This is a genomic window from Hymenobacter edaphi (assembly GCF_003258365.1).
In the GTDB taxonomy this organism is placed as follows: domain Bacteria; phylum Bacteroidota; class Bacteroidia; order Cytophagales; family Hymenobacteraceae; genus Solirubrum; species Solirubrum edaphi.
The window spans coordinates 1,324,750-1,339,019 of sequence record NZ_QHKM01000001.1 but is presented as its reverse complement, the minus strand read 5'-3'; the positions used below and the strand labels follow the sequence as shown (position 1 = coordinate 1,339,019).

At 63.6% G+C, this 14,270-nt stretch carries 13 protein-coding genes; 7 read left to right on the top strand and 6 right to left on the bottom strand.

Going from position 1 to position 14,270, the window contains the following annotated elements:
• Window positions 1-67 precede the first annotated feature (67 nt).
• On the bottom strand, window positions 68-547 hold the full coding sequence (locus DLM85_RS05540; protein ID WP_111477042.1) for a (2Fe-2S)-binding protein: 480 nt from the start codon (window positions 545-547) through the stop codon (window positions 68-70).
• Between the two features lie 107 nt (window positions 548-654).
• Here DLM85_RS05540 and DLM85_RS05535 point away from each other — a divergent pair, with 107 nt between their 5' ends.
• On the top strand, window positions 655-1,425 hold the full coding sequence (locus tag DLM85_RS05535; protein WP_165822019.1) for a DUF4262 domain-containing protein: 771 nt from the start codon (window positions 655-657) through the stop codon (window positions 1,423-1,425).
• Window positions 1,426-1,452: 27 nt separating this feature from the next.
• On the opposite strand, the gene DLM85_RS05530 is transcribed toward DLM85_RS05535, so the two are convergent.
• Complete coding sequence (locus tag DLM85_RS05530) at window positions 1,453-4,899, bottom strand: UvrD-helicase domain-containing protein (RefSeq protein ID WP_165822018.1); 3,447 nt, start codon at window positions 4,897-4,899, stop codon at window positions 1,453-1,455.
• A 51-nt stretch (window positions 4,900-4,950) separates the two neighbouring features.
• Between DLM85_RS05530 and DLM85_RS25355 the strand changes: the two genes are divergently transcribed.
• Together DLM85_RS25355 and DLM85_RS05520 are read left to right on the top strand one after the other, a co-directional pair.
• Window positions 4,951-5,670 (top strand): hypothetical protein, encoded by a 720-nt coding sequence (locus DLM85_RS25355; RefSeq protein ID WP_165822017.1) that lies wholly within the window; start codon window positions 4,951-4,953, stop codon window positions 5,668-5,670.
• A gap of 105 nt (window positions 5,671-5,775) precedes the next feature.
• Window positions 5,776-6,600 (top strand): FkbM family methyltransferase, encoded by an 825-nt coding sequence (locus tag DLM85_RS05520; protein ID WP_111477037.1) that lies wholly within the window; start codon window positions 5,776-5,778, stop codon window positions 6,598-6,600.
• 131 nt (window positions 6,601-6,731) lie between these two features.
• Here the strand turns inward: DLM85_RS05520 and DLM85_RS05515 are convergent, their stop codons facing one another.
• Complete coding sequence (locus tag DLM85_RS05515; RefSeq protein WP_111477036.1) at window positions 6,732-7,148, bottom strand: acyl-CoA thioesterase; 417 nt, start codon at window positions 7,146-7,148, stop codon at window positions 6,732-6,734.
• A gap of 96 nt (window positions 7,149-7,244) precedes the next feature.
• Between DLM85_RS05515 and DLM85_RS05510 the strand changes: the two genes are divergently transcribed.
• Window positions 7,245-7,958 (top strand): hypothetical protein, encoded by a 714-nt coding sequence (locus tag DLM85_RS05510; protein ID WP_133256917.1) that lies wholly within the window; start codon window positions 7,245-7,247, stop codon window positions 7,956-7,958.
• A gap of 72 nt (window positions 7,959-8,030) precedes the next feature.
• Here the strand turns inward: DLM85_RS05510 and DLM85_RS05505 are convergent, their stop codons facing one another.
• Window positions 8,031-8,729, bottom strand: a complete 699-nt coding sequence (locus tag DLM85_RS05505) for a DNA alkylation repair protein (protein WP_111477034.1) — start codon at window positions 8,727-8,729, stop codon at window positions 8,031-8,033.
• Between the two features lie 229 nt (window positions 8,730-8,958).
• Here DLM85_RS05505 and DLM85_RS05500 point away from each other — a divergent pair, with 229 nt between their 5' ends.
• Both DLM85_RS05500 and DLM85_RS05495 read left to right on the top strand, forming a co-directional pair.
• Window positions 8,959-9,150, top strand: a complete 192-nt coding sequence (locus tag DLM85_RS05500) for a cold-shock protein (protein ID WP_111477033.1) — start codon at window positions 8,959-8,961, stop codon at window positions 9,148-9,150.
• 434 nt (window positions 9,151-9,584) lie between these two features.
• A complete protein-coding gene (locus DLM85_RS05495; protein WP_111477032.1) occupies window positions 9,585-11,516 on the top strand; it encodes a DEAD/DEAH box helicase in 1,932 nt (643 codons plus the stop codon).
• A gap of 351 nt (window positions 11,517-11,867) precedes the next feature.
• Here the strand turns inward: DLM85_RS05495 and DLM85_RS05490 are convergent, their stop codons facing one another.
• Window positions 11,868-12,338: a PA2169 family four-helix-bundle protein gene (locus DLM85_RS05490; RefSeq protein ID WP_111477031.1), complete on the bottom strand. Its 471-nt coding sequence runs from the start codon at window positions 12,336-12,338 to the stop codon at window positions 11,868-11,870.
• A gap of 101 nt (window positions 12,339-12,439) precedes the next feature.
• Between DLM85_RS05490 and DLM85_RS05485 the strand changes: the two genes are divergently transcribed.
• On the top strand, window positions 12,440-12,973 hold the full coding sequence (locus DLM85_RS05485; RefSeq protein ID WP_111477030.1) for a DUF6756 family protein: 534 nt from the start codon (window positions 12,440-12,442) through the stop codon (window positions 12,971-12,973).
• Here DLM85_RS05485 and DLM85_RS05480 read toward each other — a convergent pair.
• Window positions 12,943-14,190, bottom strand: a complete 1,248-nt coding sequence (locus DLM85_RS05480) for a BaiN/RdsA family NAD(P)/FAD-dependent oxidoreductase (RefSeq protein WP_341537757.1) — start codon at window positions 14,188-14,190, stop codon at window positions 12,943-12,945. The two genes, DLM85_RS05485 and DLM85_RS05480, sit on opposite strands and share 31 nt — an antisense overlap.
• Window positions 14,191-14,270 lie beyond the last annotated feature (80 nt).

Below are 14,270 nucleotides of genomic sequence, written 5' to 3'. Positions count from 1 at the left end.
AACGTCCTCATGTTTTACTTAAGAGATGAGGACGTTTGGCCTTAAGGCCGGCGGGAAACCATCCTCGCTACCCCGAGGCGCCCAGCTCGGCGGCCCGCTGCACGGCGCGGATGTACCGCTCGTGGGTGCCGCAGCGGCAGAGCACCCGGAAGAGGGCGTTGCGGATGGTCTGCTCGTCGGGCCGGGCGTACTGGCGCAGCAGCCCGGCGGCGCACATGGCCACGCCGTTGAGGCAGTAGCCGCACTGGGCGGCCTGCAGCTCCACCAGCGCCTGCTGCACCGGGTGCAGCGAGCCGTCAGGGCAGGTGAGGCCCTCCAGGGTGGTGATGGGGGCCGCGCCCACGCGGTGCACCTGCAGCTGGCAGCTGGGGTGGGCAAAGCCGTCGACCAGCACCATGCAGGCCCCGCACTGCTGCATGCCGCAGCCGAACTTGGGCCCGTTCAGCCCGAGCTGGTTGCGCAGCACGTAGAGCAGCGGCGTGGCCGGGTCGGCCTGTACCTGGTGGGTTTTTCCGTTGACGTGCAGGGTGAAAGAGGCTTCGTCCATAGTGGCGGCGTTTGGAGGAAGGTACTGCCGGGGTGGGGAAAAGGATGTGGCACGGTCTTGCCATGCGGACCCGACGCAGTAATCTTGTGCCATCAAGCAGCACTTATATGGATACCGAACACGAGGAACACAACCGGGCTGCTGAGCAGCGGATTATTGCTGATATCGAGCAATACGGATGCCATCTGGGTCTCATCAGAGGGGATGACTACCTGCCAGCCTTTGCTTATACCATTGGGCTCTATCGCACGTATCAGCACCCCGAAATTATTTGCCTAGGATTACCAGAGTCGGTTTTGTTTGCCGTGTTGGCGAAAGCGCATGAGTTAGTCAAAGAGGGGCGGCGGTTGGCACCAGGTCAGCGGTACGACGACTTTTTAGAAGGTTATGACGTGCAGTTTCTGCCCGTTGATCAAGCCTATTACCCTAGTCACCTAGGGTATGCTGGGTGGTATTACGGCAGCAGCTGGGAGTTTCCGGTGTTGCAGCTCGTATGGCCCGACAAGCAGCACCGTTTTCCCTGGGAACCAGAGGCTAACCCGAATTGGAAGTTTAAACAGCCGCTGCTTGATCGTAACGCTGATTTTAGATTTCTGGAGGAACGCGACTTAGGCGTGTACACCACCACAGAAGCCCTGCAAGGCCAGCCCATCCGGTACGTGTACCACAATGCGGATGGCGACTGGCAGTTTCACAGCGAAGATTCCCCAAACATTGAACACGCGGCCGTGGTAGCGCTGGAAGTGCTGGTGCAGCGCGACTCGTCGCTCAATGATCTACATCAGCTGCCGCTGGGCTGGATGGCCTGGCGCGAAACAGCGAACGATGAATGGAGTTGGGAAGCCGATGAGGTTGCCGAAGAAGAAACCGAAGAATAAGGTACCAGTTCCGAAGAGCAACAGTCTTCAGCACCCAAACGTCACCACTTCCTCCGTCTCGAAGTAGTACACCAGTCCGCGCACGTCCTGGTAGCCCAGGCGGCGAAACAGCTGCCCGTACTGGCGCAGCATGGTCTGGTGCCGGTCTTCGGGCGGCGGCACGCGGAAGTCGATGAGCGTCACGCGGCCGGGCGCGGGGCCTTCGGTGGGCTCGAACACCACCCGATCGGGCTTGTAGTCCTCGCGCGGGGCACCGCCGACCAGGATTTCGCGCTCCGTTTCGGCAATGACGTCGGGGCGGAAGTAGGGAGCCAACTGGGCGTTGGTGACTACCTGCCGCAGCCGCTGCAGCAGCTCGGGCTGCTCGCGGCGGCTCACCAGGCCCTCGGCCGTCAGCTGCCCGGCCACGCGCTCCACGTCGCGGGCGGTGATGACCCGGCGCAGGGCGAAGTGCAGCTTGCGGTTCCACTCGCGCTGCTGCTGCTGCTCCGAGAAGTCGAACACGGTGCTGGCGTGGCGCCGCAGCCGCAGGCGCTGCTCCCAGGCCGCCGTGGCGAGGTTGGTGAGGGGGAAGAGGTTGCCAGTTGTCAGTTGCGCGTTGTCAGGGCTTGGCGGCTCAGGTTTCATTGCTGCCGGGGCGCCGACGCTGAGCACGTAGGTCAGCTGCTCCTCGTTCCACTGACCCAGATCCACGAGGTAGCGGTAGAGCAGCTGGGCCACGTTGCTGGCGGGGGTGCTGGCGTCGTCCTTGGCGGCGCGGGCCGCGTCGGGGCGGCGGGTGAGGATGTAGAGGCGCTGGCGCGGGCGGGTGAAGGCCACGTAGAGCAGGTTCAGGGCCTCCACGAAGGTTTTTTCGCGCTCCTCGGCGTACTGGGTGGCCAGCACCGTCTGGGCCAGCTCCTTGCGCTGCTTCACCACGGCCACGGGCGGCATGCCGGGCACGGGCTTGTCCTCCTCGGCCAGGCGGCCCCAGAGGTAGGCCCCGCCGAAGGCCGAGGTCGGCTCCAGGCTCCAGTCGGCCCAGGGCACGATGACCACCCCGTAGGCCAGGCCCTTGGCCTTGTGCACGGTGGTGATGGTGACGGCCCCGCCGCGCCCGGCCGGGGCGTTGATGCTCAGGTTGGCCTTGCGCTGGTCCCAGTAGCCGAGGAAGTTGCCGAGGTTGTTGCCGAAGCGCAGGGAGTATTCCAGCGTCAGGTCGAGGAAGCGGAACAGGTACTCACTTTCCTCGCGGCGGTGCAGCAGGCCGAAGAGGCCCATAAGCGTTTCGCACAGCTCGTAGAGGTCCTGGTTGCCGGTCTGCGTTTCCTGCACGTCGTAGCCCAGGCGGCGCAGCTCGTCGAAAAACGGCCGGCTGCGCTCCTCCCTGGCAATGTCGCCGATGCGCCGGGCCCGGGTGGGCGTGGGCGGCACCCCGCGCACCACTTTGTCGACCAGCAGCAGCGCTTCCACCCGCGCCAGTGAGTCGGCCGGCTGGTGCAAGACGCGCAGAATGGCCACCAGCAGGTTGACCACCTCGGCGAATTCCAACGACAGCGAATCGGCCGAAATGATGTCGTAACCGCGCTCCTTCAGAAACTTGGCCACCCGCCGCGACTGGTCGCGGCGGCGGCAGAGCACGGCCACGTCCTCCAGCCGGAAGCCGTCGGCCAGGGCCTGCTCCACCAGCGCCAGCGTGAGGTAAAGGGTGCTTTCGTCGTAGTCGAGCACGTCGGTGGCGAGGTGGCCGGGCAGGGGCTCATCCGCGTAGCGGCCCGCGGCGGGCTGGTACAGGCGGGCCGGGGCGTCGGCCTGGGTCAGCAGGATTTCGACGTGGCTGGGCGGGCCGGCCAGGGCCGCCGCGGGCGCCTGCTGCCCGAAATGCTCATCGTAAATCGAGCCGACCAGCTCCAGCCCCGGGTGCCCCTGCGCCACGTGGGCGAAGAAGTCGTTGTTGAACTCGATGATCTGCGGGCCCGAGCGGTAGTTGGTTTGCAAGGACATCGGCTCCAGGGCCCCGGCCAGGCCGATGTAGCGCTCGGCCAGGATGGCGCGCAGCTCCGGGTCCTGGGCGCGCTCCACCAGCGGGCGGGGCGTGCCCTGGTAGAGGCGCAGAATCTGCTCCATCTCGCCGCCGCGCCAGCGGTAAATAGCCTGCTTGGCGTCGCCCACGGCCAGACTCAGGTGGCCGCCGGCCACGGCGTTTTCCACCAGCGGCAGCAGGTTGTTCCACTGCAGCTCCGAGGTGTCCTGAAACTCATCAATGAGCAGGTGCTGGTACCGCTCACCCAGCCGTTCGTAGAGGAACGGCACCGGCTCGCGCAGCACGATGCTGGCCAGGCGGCGGTTGAACTCCCCGATGAGCACCACGTTGCGGTCCTGGCTGACCTGCTGCACCGCCTTGCTCAGCTCGCTCAACAAGGACACGTGAAACAGCTGCGGCAGCAGCCCTTCGATCAGCAGGTACGGGCTTAAATACCGCTCCTGCAGCAGCTCCAACTCGTTGAAGGCCTCCGTCAGCTCCCCAGTCACGGCTTCCAGAGCCGGCTTCAACGGCCCCTTCATCGCGTCGCCGCTGCCCCACTTGCCCGATTCGGCGGCTTTGCGGGCGGTGCTGGTGGGCGTGCCGGCCGGGTCGTCGAGCCAGCGCAGGGGCTTGGTGAAGTGCGAATGCACACCCCGGCTGCCGCCAGCCAATTGGTCCGGCTGCAGGCCGTGCTGGGTCAGCGCGGCCACGGCCCGGTCGCCCACGGCCTGCAGGTCGTTGCGCATCTGCTCGCGCCGCTCCTTCAGGGTCTTGTGCAACTGCCGAAACTCCTTCAGCTCCATCTGCTGCAGCTGGGCCACCGCCTCGTGCACCGATTCGTTGAGCAGAAACTTGCCGAAGCGCATGATTTCGTCGGGCAGCATGTTCCAGCTGCGGCCTTCCTCGGCCTTGCTCAGGGCGTAGTCCTGCAGGGTGCGGGTGAGCAGCTCGTGCTCCTGCCCGCGGTTCACCTTGTCGAGCAGCAGCGCCACCGCCGCGTGCAGCACCGATTCGTCGTCCAGTTCCACCTCGAAGGCCGCCGGCAGCCCCAGCTCCCGCGTAAAGGCCTGCACCACCCGCTGCACAAACGAGTCGATGGTGCTGACGGCGAAGTCGGCGTAGTGGTAGAGCACCAGCCGAAACGTCTGCCCGGCGCGGCGGCGCAGTTCCTGCTCCGCCAGCTCGGGCGCTTCCGGCGGCAGCAGGCCGTCGGCGGCCAATTCGGCGGCCAGCTCCCGCAGCAGCGCGTCGGCCTTGGCGTCGGTGCCCGGGTGCACAAAGCCGCGCAGCGCCCCGATGATGCGCTCCTTCATTTCGGCCGCGGCGGCGTTGGTGAAGGTAATGGCGAGGATGTTCTTGTAGTAGCCCGGCTCGTCGGCGCCCAGGGCCAGGCGCAGGTATTCCTTGGTCAGCTGATAGGTTTTGCCGGAGCCGGCGGAAGCGGAATAGATGCGAAAGGTGGCGGACATGCGGGGCGGAATAAGCTTGGTAAAGGTCGGATTAATCGGTCTATTTGAACAATGGATTATACTGCCGACTTGTCCGCTGTACGTTGGTTGAACCCAGCGTACTATTCCGGCCCTGCTGCCGAACCGCTTAAGGTCAAGCACTTGATTCCGGCAAACTACGCGCATTACGCGGCGCTGCTGCCGGCCGTAGGCGTTCTGGCGGGCTTTCCGTTCGAGCAGGTTCGGCCCAATAGCGTATCCATCGACCAGACAAACCAAAACGTGGCCATCTGGACGCAGTATGGCGTCTACAGCGCGGGCCGTACCCCAGATTATCAGCCGACTACTTTTCGGCAGCTGGTTACTCAGTTTGGCTTGCCCTACGACCTGAGCTTGGTAAGTAAACTTCCCTGGGCAAAACGGGGCTTTGCCGTGGTGGACGAACTCACAGCGGCGCGTTTGCGCAAGCTGTTGAACGAACTCACGCCGATGGCTAAACTCAATTTGTATGTGGAGGATTACTGGCGCTGGGGTCCGCAAATGCATCAGGTGTTGCCCTGCGAAGACGAAGTGCTGTACCGTGTAACGGCGGACGAGTTCGTAGCTTTCCTGCAGCAGGCCATGTTCGACGCTACTGCCTACTTGTTTCCCGATGACCGGAGCTGGTGCTTGGTCAATTTCGAGGATGGCCCGGCGCCGATAATAGGGCTAAGCACCGCATCTCAGGTCAGCGTGCTGACGCTAGCGGAGGGCGAAATACTGTTATTAGGCTCCGAAAGTGAGTTATTCTAGCTCGAAGTTCAGTGAAGGCTCGTCCTAGAGTTGCACCCTGCCACCGCCAAACAATACCTACCTTGCAGCCCCATTATTAACGCTCCCAACTGCCGCCCCGCTCCGATGTTTAAAGCCCTGGTCAACTCCATCAAGCGCAAAATCGCCCGCCGCGTCACCAAGAAATACCCCACCCGCGTCGACTCGTTCACGGTGGGCCGGTTCGGGACGGTGAAGTTTGCCAACTGGGAAAACCCGCTGGTAACGCCCAAGAGCATTGCGGCCGAAAACGTGGAGTTCTACCAGCAGTTCCTCGGCGAGGGCGACGTGGCCATTGACATCGGCGCCAACATCGGCAACATGACCATTCCGCTGGCCCTGGTGACCGGCAAAACCGGCCTCACGCTGGGCTTCGACCCGAACCCCTACGTGTTTGAGGTGCTGGAGGAAAACACCAGGCTCAACCCCGACAAAACCAACATCGACGCCTACAACTTCGCCATTTCGGAGCAGGACGGGGAGTTTTACTACAACTCCTCGGAGGCCTCCTTCAACAACGGCGGCATCAGCACCGAGCCCAGCAACCGCCACGGCAAATACTCGCTGAACGTTAAAATCAAGGGCGTGAACCTGCAGCAGTTTCTGGAGCAGAACTACGCCGCCCGCCTGCCCCGCCTGAAGCTGGTCAAAATCGACACCGAGGGCTACGACAAGGAAATCATCAAGTCGATTTCGGGCCTGCTGCGCCAGTACAAGCCGGCCGTCATCACCGAGTGCTTCGGCAAAAACGACAGCGCCGCCCGCTTCGAGCAGTTCGAGCTGCTGAAGAACCTGGGCTACTCGCTCTACTACTTCGCCGACTTTGCCAGCGACGCCGAAGTGGTGCCCATTCGCCAGAAGGAAGACATGCTGAAGTGGAAGCACTTCGACCTCTACGCCGTGGCGGAATAGCCTTAACCGCCAAGCGAAAAGCCGCGCCAAAGTAACTGGCGCGGCTTTTTTGTGCTCGTTGTCAACGCTGCTTAACCTGCACGCAGTAGCCGCGTAAGCCTTGGCTCACCAAATGGCCCGCGCTACATCCCCTAATCACCTACCGGCCCCCACAGGCGCTCCGCCACGCTAGCTTCCACGCGCTTGGGACGCTGCGTCTGCGGGTCGAGCAGTACCCACTTGGTTTCGGCCTCGCAAAGCAGGGCGCCGTCTGAAATCCGCTCGATGCGGGTGAAGCGCTGCGAGGTGGCCCCTTTGAATTCGCCAATCCACGTAATCAGCCGCAGCTCGTCGCCGAGCAGGGCCGATTTCAGGTAGCGCACGTGGTGCTCCATCACCACCCACACGTACTGCTCCCGCTCGCCCACGGGGTAGGCCGTGAGCCAGTGCGCGCCGGCAATGTCCTGAATCCATTGCACGTACTGCACGTTGTTGACGTGGCGAAGCTCGTCGATGTGGCTGGCCACCACGGTGACGGGGCGCGAAAAACGGAAGGCGGGCGTCGGCATGGGCAGGAGCGAGGGCGCAAAGGAAGAAACTCGTACGCAAAAACCTTCGCCGCGGCCCGGCAGTACAGGTTAGTTCCAACCAATGCACCCACAACCATGCCCTACGAACAGGATTTCGAGTTTCGACCCATGAACGACCGGCGCCCCCAAGACGAGCCGCGCCACCGCCAGCCCCGCAGCCGCCACCACGATGACCGCCGACCGGCTGACGACCGGAGCCGCCCGCAGGAGCGCTCCGGCAGCCGCTACGACCACGACCAACAGCAGCGCGGCGACCAGTACCAGGACTACGACCGCAGCCAGCCCCGCGGCGACTACGGCCGCGAGCCGGGCTCGTTCAGTTACGGCCGCCGTTCGGAGTATAACGACCGATACGACACCGACTCCTTCAGCACCTCGCGCGAGCGGCAAAACCCGAGCGCCTTCCACGGCGGCCTCGGTCCGGGCCACTACGAAGGCGACTACCGCGGCGGCCGCGGCTACTACTCCGATGAAGACGCGCGCTGGCGCCGCGGCCACGACGTAGACCGCCCCGAAAACCGCGGCCGGCGGCAGCAGGACCCCTACGACGACCGGGGGCGAGCCTATGACCGGCCCTCGGGTTACGGGCAGCCCGGCGAGCGGGTCCGTCAGATCAATGACCAGTACGGGCACGATGGCTACGATGGCAGCAGCCAGGGCGGCCGCTACCGCGAGGATAACCGCCGCCGCGACGACGACTACCCCGGCCGCGACCGGGCCCGTGACGACCGTGACGGCCGCTACCACTACGACGAGGAGCCGCAAAACCGCCGTGGCGAACGGCGCTAGCCCGCGGCCCTAGGCCATGAAAAAAGGCGTCGGAAGCTACGGGCTCCCGACGCCTTTTTTACGGCCGCTCAATCAGGCCTTCACCGCTTTGCGCGCCCACATCTTGGCCAGATACGGCCGGATGGCGGGCGTCTGGCAGGCCGTATCACCGTGGTCGATGACGACGGGACCAATGCGGTCGGCGGCCAGTTCTACCTGCCGGCGCAGGTTTTCGCTGCGGCCGCCGATGGCAATCAGCGCCCCGTTCATGCCTTCCTTCGCCCGGTTCGGGGCGGCCTGCAGCCGCTGTTCGATGCGCGCCACGTACGGCGCAAAGGCGTCGTCGGGCGCGGTGCTGCCCGGCAGGGCCAGGCGGCTCAGCAGCGCGTAGCCCAGGCGCTGCGCGTACTCGCCGGGAGCCTCGGTCCATTCGGCGGCCTTGGCCCAGGCGTAGTCAGTGCCCGCAACGAAGCCCGCCAGCGCGTCGGCCAGGGCGTGGTTGCGCACCTCGGCGGCCCAGGCCTCGGCCTCGGCGGGCGCAAGCTGCTGCGGATCGGCAATCATGGTGGCCAGGGTCCGGGCGTCGTGGTTGCCGGTTTGCCAGAGCTGGCGGGCGAGCTGCGTGGCCAGGGCCTTGTCCTTGCCGCGCCCAACGAACTGCTTTTTGAGGACACCAAGGTGAGCATAGCTTACCCCGAACGTGTTGTCGCCAAAACCGTGGCGCAGGTAGGTGTTGCGGGTCTGTTCGCTGCCTAGGGCGCGCAGCTGGGCGAAAAGGTCGTCGAACGTCATGAGGGAAGCGGGGCTAAGTAGATTGGCGCCGTTAAGTTAATTTATGCCAATAAATTTAGCAAATACCCCGGCCAACTATCATCCGGCCGCGCTTGCCTAGCAAACAAATACCTCTATATTTACCGGCGTTTAAGATAAAATGCTTCCGTTTCATTGGGTTGGCCGTTTAGGCTGACGCAGGGTTGTGGCGCGGTTTGGCTTAAATAGTTTCCTTCATCACCTCCTTACCATGCAGACTGGAACGGTAAAATTCTTCAATGAGACCAAAGGCTTTGGTTTCATCAAAAACGACGCGACCGGCGAAGACATCTTCGTTCACGTAACCGGCCTCATCGACGAAATCCGCGAAAACGACAAAGTTCAATTCGAGGTAGAGCAGGGCCGTAAGGGCCTGAATGCCGTGCAGGTTCGCCGCGCCTAGTTCGCGCTGCCCGCCACGGACATACCGTCGCTTAAGCGGCCCGCCTCAGCTGAGGCGGGCCGCTTTGTTTTGGGCCGCTGGGGCCGCGGGCGGAACTAATGGCAGCGGTATTGCGTCCGGCAGGGGCAACGATGCGGAAAGCACGGCTGCAATCCGCCGGCCGGCGGCCCGTCAGGGGCCGCGCCGGATAGGGTTGGAGGCACGGCGGCGGTAGATTACCATCTTACCTCGCTATTCGGCTATATTTTCCGTATCTTTGCACCCGCAATTGCAAATCGGTCCGCGTCCCGGCCGAGGCGGCTACTGTTGTTTTGCCGCTTGCCTCAAGTAAAAAAGAGTTCGTCTGCTGTCGTCGTCCGTTGTCCTGTCGTGTTGCGTAGGGAAAGGAACGCGCTGGTTTCCGATTGCCGTTCTAATCACTCCCTACCAACATCATGGAGAAAGTAAAATTTGAAGAGCTGAGCCTCTCGCAAGAGGTGCAGCGCGCCATCACGGACATGGGCTACGAGGAAGCCTCGCCCATCCAGACGGCCGCCATTCCCGTGCTGCTCGAAGGCCACGACGTAATCGGGCAGGCCCAGACGGGCACCGGTAAAACCGCCGCGTTCAGCATCCCCGCCATCGAGAAAGTCGACGCCGACTCCCGCGAGGTGCAGGTGCTCGTGCTCTGCCCCACCCGCGAGCTGGCGGTGCAGGTATCCGGCGAAATCCAAAAACTCGGCAAGTACAAGCGTGGTCTGGCCGTGGTGCCCATCTACGGCGGCTCGTCGTACGACCGGCAGTTTAAGGCCCTGGAGCGCGGCGTGCAGGTGGTCATTGGTACCCCCGGCCGCGTGATGGACCACTTGCAGCGCGGTACGCTGAAGCTGGACCAGTGCAAAATGATCATCCTCGACGAGGCGGATGAAATGCTGGACATGGGCTTCCGCGACGACATCGAGACGGTGCTGTCGCAGATGCCGGAGGAGCGCCAGACGGTGTTCTTCTCGGCTACCATGAGCAAGCCGATTCTGGAGCTGACCAAGAAGTACCAGAAGGACCCGCAGATCGTGAAGGTCAACCACCAGGAGATGACCGTCTCGAACATCGAGCAGGCCTACTACGAGGTGCGCGGCCCCCAGAAAAAGGATGTGCTGTCGCGCGTAATCGACATGTACAGCCTCAAGTCGGTGATTGTGTTTGCCAACACCAAGCGCATGGTCGACGACATCGTGGCCGATCTGCAAGCCAAGGGCTACTTCGCCGACGGGCTGCACGGCGACATGAGTCAGCAGGCCCGCCAGAACACGCTCGATAAATTCCGCAAAGGCACCCTGGAGGTGCTGGTGGCCACCGACGTAGCCGCCCGCGGCATCGACGTGGACAACGTGGAGGCCGTTATCAACTACGACCTGCCCGCCGACGAGGAATACTACGTGCACCGCATCGGCCGCACCGGCCGCGCGGGTAAATCGGGCAAGGCCTTCACCTTCGTGTCGGGTCGCGACATTTACAAGCTGCGTGACATCATGCGCTTCACCAAGGCGCAGATCAAGCAGGAGCGCATTCCGTCCTTCGAGGACGTGTCGGAGGTGAAAACCACCGTGCTGCTCGGCCAGATCAAGGAAATCATCGAGAAGGGCAACCTGGAGAAGCACATCGGCCGCGTACAGCGCCTGATCGACCAGGAAGAAGAGGTAACGTCGCTGGACATTGCCGCCGCCCTGCTCAAAATGGTGATGAAGGAAAGCAAGCAGGCCGACAAAGGCCTGGAAGCCGACCGCCAGAAAGGCACGCCGCGCGAGGGCTACACCCGCCTGTTCGTGACCATGGGCAAGAAGGACCGCCTGCACCCCCGCGACCTGGTCGACCTGATTGTGTCGTCCTCGAGCATCGCGCCGGGCCGCGTCGGCGACATCGAGCTGTACGACAAGTTCAGCTTCGTGGAAGTGCCGAACGAGAACGTAACCGAAATCGTGGAGCAGCTGGGTCGCACCTCGCTGTACGGCCGGCCGGTATCATTTAGCCTGGCTACGCAGCGCGAAGCCGGTGCCGAGGGTGGCGAAGGCGGCGAAGAGCGGCCGCGCCGCAGCTTCGGGGGCCCGCGTGAAGGCGGCTACCAGCGCCGCGAAGGCGGCTACGGCGGCGGCAACCGCGAAGGCGGTTACGGCGGTGGGCAGCGTTCGGGCGGCTACGGTGGCGGGCAACGCTCGGGCGGCTACGGCGGCAACCGCGAAGGCGGCTACCGCGGTGGCAACAGCTACGGCGGCGGTAACCGCGAAGGTGGCTACGGCGGCAACCGCGGCGGGGGCAGCTACGGCGGCAACCGCGAAGGCGGCTACAAGCCCCGCCGCGACCGGAACGAGGGCGGCGGCTTCGACGAATAGGACCACGGATTAGCTTCGCTGAACTCTGTTTCGTCGGATTCCGCGGATTTCGTGGACGATTAAAATGGCGCCACAGCTCGATGCTGTGGCGCCATTTTATTGCGTAGTTGCCCCAACAGCTGACCTTGACGCATGCTCTGGGTATGCTGACACTTGGGGCCCCGTGCCGCAGCAAACAGAAAAGCCACCTCACTGAGGTGGCTTTTCTGTTTTATCGGGTTGCGCGGCCGACGGAACGTATCCGTCTACGAAATCCGCGCAGCCCGAAAAATCCTGAGGTTTAATCGTCTGCGAAATCCGTGCAATCCTAAACATTCGTCGAAACGAAGTTCAGCGAAGCTAATGCGCGGTCTATTTAGACGAGTCGCGCAGGCCGCGGATGGTGTCGTGGGCTTCGCGGATGCCGCTGAACTGCTTCTCGATGATGGCTTTGATGTCGGACGGTACGCCTTCGGCCTTGGAGGCTTTTTCGTAGGCTTTCTTGGCGTAGTCTTCGCCCCGCTCGCACTCGGCCAGGATGGCGTGCCGGTCGTTGCCGGTTACCACCGACTTGATGTTGATCCAGGCGCGGTGGGCGGTGCCGACCACGGAGTCGGTTACGCTTTCCTTGGCTTCTTCGGGGTGCAGGTTCAGCTTGTGCATGGCGCCTTCCAGTTCCGTGAGGAAGCCGTCGCGCTGCAGGGCGTACTTCTTGAATACGTCCTTGAGGTCTTGGTCTTTTACGTCGGTCAGGGCTTCAGAATAGCCCCGCTCACCGTCTTTCAGGGTTTCTACCAGTTCGTTGAGTACGCTGTGCAGAGCTTTATTATTTTCAGCTGCCATGATGTTTTGGAGTTTTGGTTTGGAAAGGATTCGGATGGATAAGCTACTTTACTGCGGAGCGGGGGAGAAGGTTGCGGTAGAAACGGTATGTTAACGACGGTATGTGGACGGATATCCGGCAGGAAATCGAACGGGCGCGGCAGGAGCTGGGGCTGACGCCGGCGCAGTTTCGGCCGTTGGGCTTGGCAGAGTGGCCAGCGGTGGAGAAGCGTACCGCGGAAGCCTTCTGCCAACTGACGCCAACGAACCGGCAACCTACGTGGCTGTGGAATCAGCTGAAGCCAGAGCTGCCTAGCGCCTTTTTCGACCTTGAGGGTCTAAGCTGGGCAGTTGTTAAGGAGCTGTTACAACCTACGGATGAAGTCTTTCTGTTTGCTTCCGACGGCGACAAATGGTGGTGGCACCGCGGGACAGGTTCCGCTGCGGAGCAGGTAGCCATCAAGCTAAGCCGGAACAGTGCGCATCTGGACGAGTGGAGTATCGTAGACCAGCACTTCCGTTGGCTGCTGTGCCTGACCCATCACGACGAGTTGGTTGCGGCCGGGCCGTTTATGGTCCAGCGGCTCCGGCAACTGGCCAATAAGCTGAAAAGGCCTCTGCGGTTTTACCCCGCAATAGCCCGCCCCGCCAAATAGCCTGTCGTCCAGGCAGCCTGGAAGTTGAAGCCGCCGGTAATGCCGTCGATATCGAGGACTTCGCCGGCGAAGTGCAGGCCGGGTACTTTGCGGCTTTCCAGGGTCTTCATGTTGACTTCGGTCAGCGGAATGCCGCCGCAGGTCACAAATTCCTCCTTGAACGTGGTCTTGCCGCGCACCTGCAGCGGCATGCGCAGCAGCAGCTCCAGCAGGCGGTTTTGCAGCTTGCCGGCCAGCTCGCTCCAGCGCGTTTCCGCGCCGATGCCGGCCTGCTCCACCAGCGTCCGCCACAGGCGCTGGGGCAGGCCGAAGAGCGGGTTGGCCAGCACCGTTTTCTTGCCGTTATCGGCCCGGAACTGGTGCAGCCACTGCCGCAGGGGCTCCTCCTGCTGGGCCGGCAGCCAGCTGATGAGGGCCGTGCCGGTGTATTGCAGCTCGTGCAGGCGGCGGGCGCCCCAGGCCGAGAGCTTGAGCACGGCCGGGCCGCTCACGCCCCAGTGCGTGATGAGCAGCGGGCCCTCGTACTCCAGCTTTTCGCCGGCCAGCACCACCCGGGCGTGGGGCACGCTCACGCCCATCAGCTCCTTGAGCGGGGAGTTGGGCACGTTGAAGGTGAACAGCGACGGCACCGGCTCCTGCACCGCGTGGCCCAGCTGCCGCAGCCAGTCGTAGCCGCTGGATTTGGGGTTGCCGCCGGTGGCTATCAGCAGCTTGCGCACCTGCAGCTGCCGGGCCGGGGCCTGGGCGCCGCTCAAGGTCAGCCGGAAGCCGCCCTCCGCCAGCGGCTCGATGTGGTCGGCGCCGGTGCTGGCCAGCACGCGGATGCCGGCGCGGCGGGCGGCTTCTTCGAGGGCCTGGGCAATGGTTTCGCTGGAATCGGTGACGGGAAACATGCGGCCGTCGGGCTCAGCCTTGAGCTTCACGCCGCGCTCCTCAAACCAGCGCACCGTATCCTGGGCGCCGAACTGCCGGAAGGGCTCCTGCAGCTGCTTGCCGCCGCGGGGGTAGTGCCGGGCCAGCTCCACAGGCTGGAAGCAGTGGTGCGTCACGTTGCAGCGCCCGCCGCCCGACACGCGCACCTTGCTCAGCAGCTTGGTGGTTTTTTCGAGCAGCACCACGGTCAGCTGCGGATTGGCCTCGGCGCAGGCAATGGCCCCGAAAAAGCCGGCGGCCCCGCCGCCCAGCACGGCCACGTCGGCACTCAGCAGGTCTTTCACGGGCGCAAAGGTACGGCGGCGGGCCGGCGTTTAGCAGCAGGACAAGGCCGAACCTTACCCGAAGACGCCCGGACGAAGTG

Excerpts from the sequence above, each read along its gene's own strand:
- DLM85_RS05540 (WP_111477042.1), bottom strand. The coding sequence starts at position 547 with ATGGACGAAGCCTCTTTCACCCTGCACGTCAACGGAAAAACCCACCAG.
- DLM85_RS05535 (WP_165822019.1), top strand. The coding sequence starts at position 655 with ATGGATACCGAACACGAGGAACACAACCGGGCTGCTGAGCAGCGGATT.
- DLM85_RS05530 (WP_165822018.1), bottom strand. The coding sequence starts at position 4,899 with ATGTCCGCCACCTTTCGCATCTATTCCGCTTCCGCCGGCTCCGGCAAA.
- DLM85_RS25355 (WP_165822017.1), top strand. The coding sequence starts at position 4,951 with ATGGATTATACTGCCGACTTGTCCGCTGTACGTTGGTTGAACCCAGCG.
- DLM85_RS05520 (WP_111477037.1), top strand. The coding sequence starts at position 5,776 with ATGTTTAAAGCCCTGGTCAACTCCATCAAGCGCAAAATCGCCCGCCGC.
- DLM85_RS05515 (WP_111477036.1), bottom strand. The coding sequence starts at position 7,148 with ATGCCGACGCCCGCCTTCCGTTTTTCGCGCCCCGTCACCGTGGTGGCC.
- DLM85_RS05510 (WP_133256917.1), top strand. The coding sequence starts at position 7,245 with ATGCCCTACGAACAGGATTTCGAGTTTCGACCCATGAACGACCGGCGC.
- DLM85_RS05505 (WP_111477034.1), bottom strand. The coding sequence starts at position 8,729 with ATGACGTTCGACGACCTTTTCGCCCAGCTGCGCGCCCTAGGCAGCGAA.
- DLM85_RS05500 (WP_111477033.1), top strand. The coding sequence starts at position 8,959 with ATGCAGACTGGAACGGTAAAATTCTTCAATGAGACCAAAGGCTTTGGT.
- DLM85_RS05495 (WP_111477032.1), top strand. The coding sequence starts at position 9,585 with ATGGAGAAAGTAAAATTTGAAGAGCTGAGCCTCTCGCAAGAGGTGCAG.
- DLM85_RS05490 (WP_111477031.1), bottom strand. The coding sequence starts at position 12,338 with ATGGCAGCTGAAAATAATAAAGCTCTGCACAGCGTACTCAACGAACTG.
- DLM85_RS05485 (WP_111477030.1), top strand. The coding sequence starts at position 12,440 with ATGTGGACGGATATCCGGCAGGAAATCGAACGGGCGCGGCAGGAGCTG.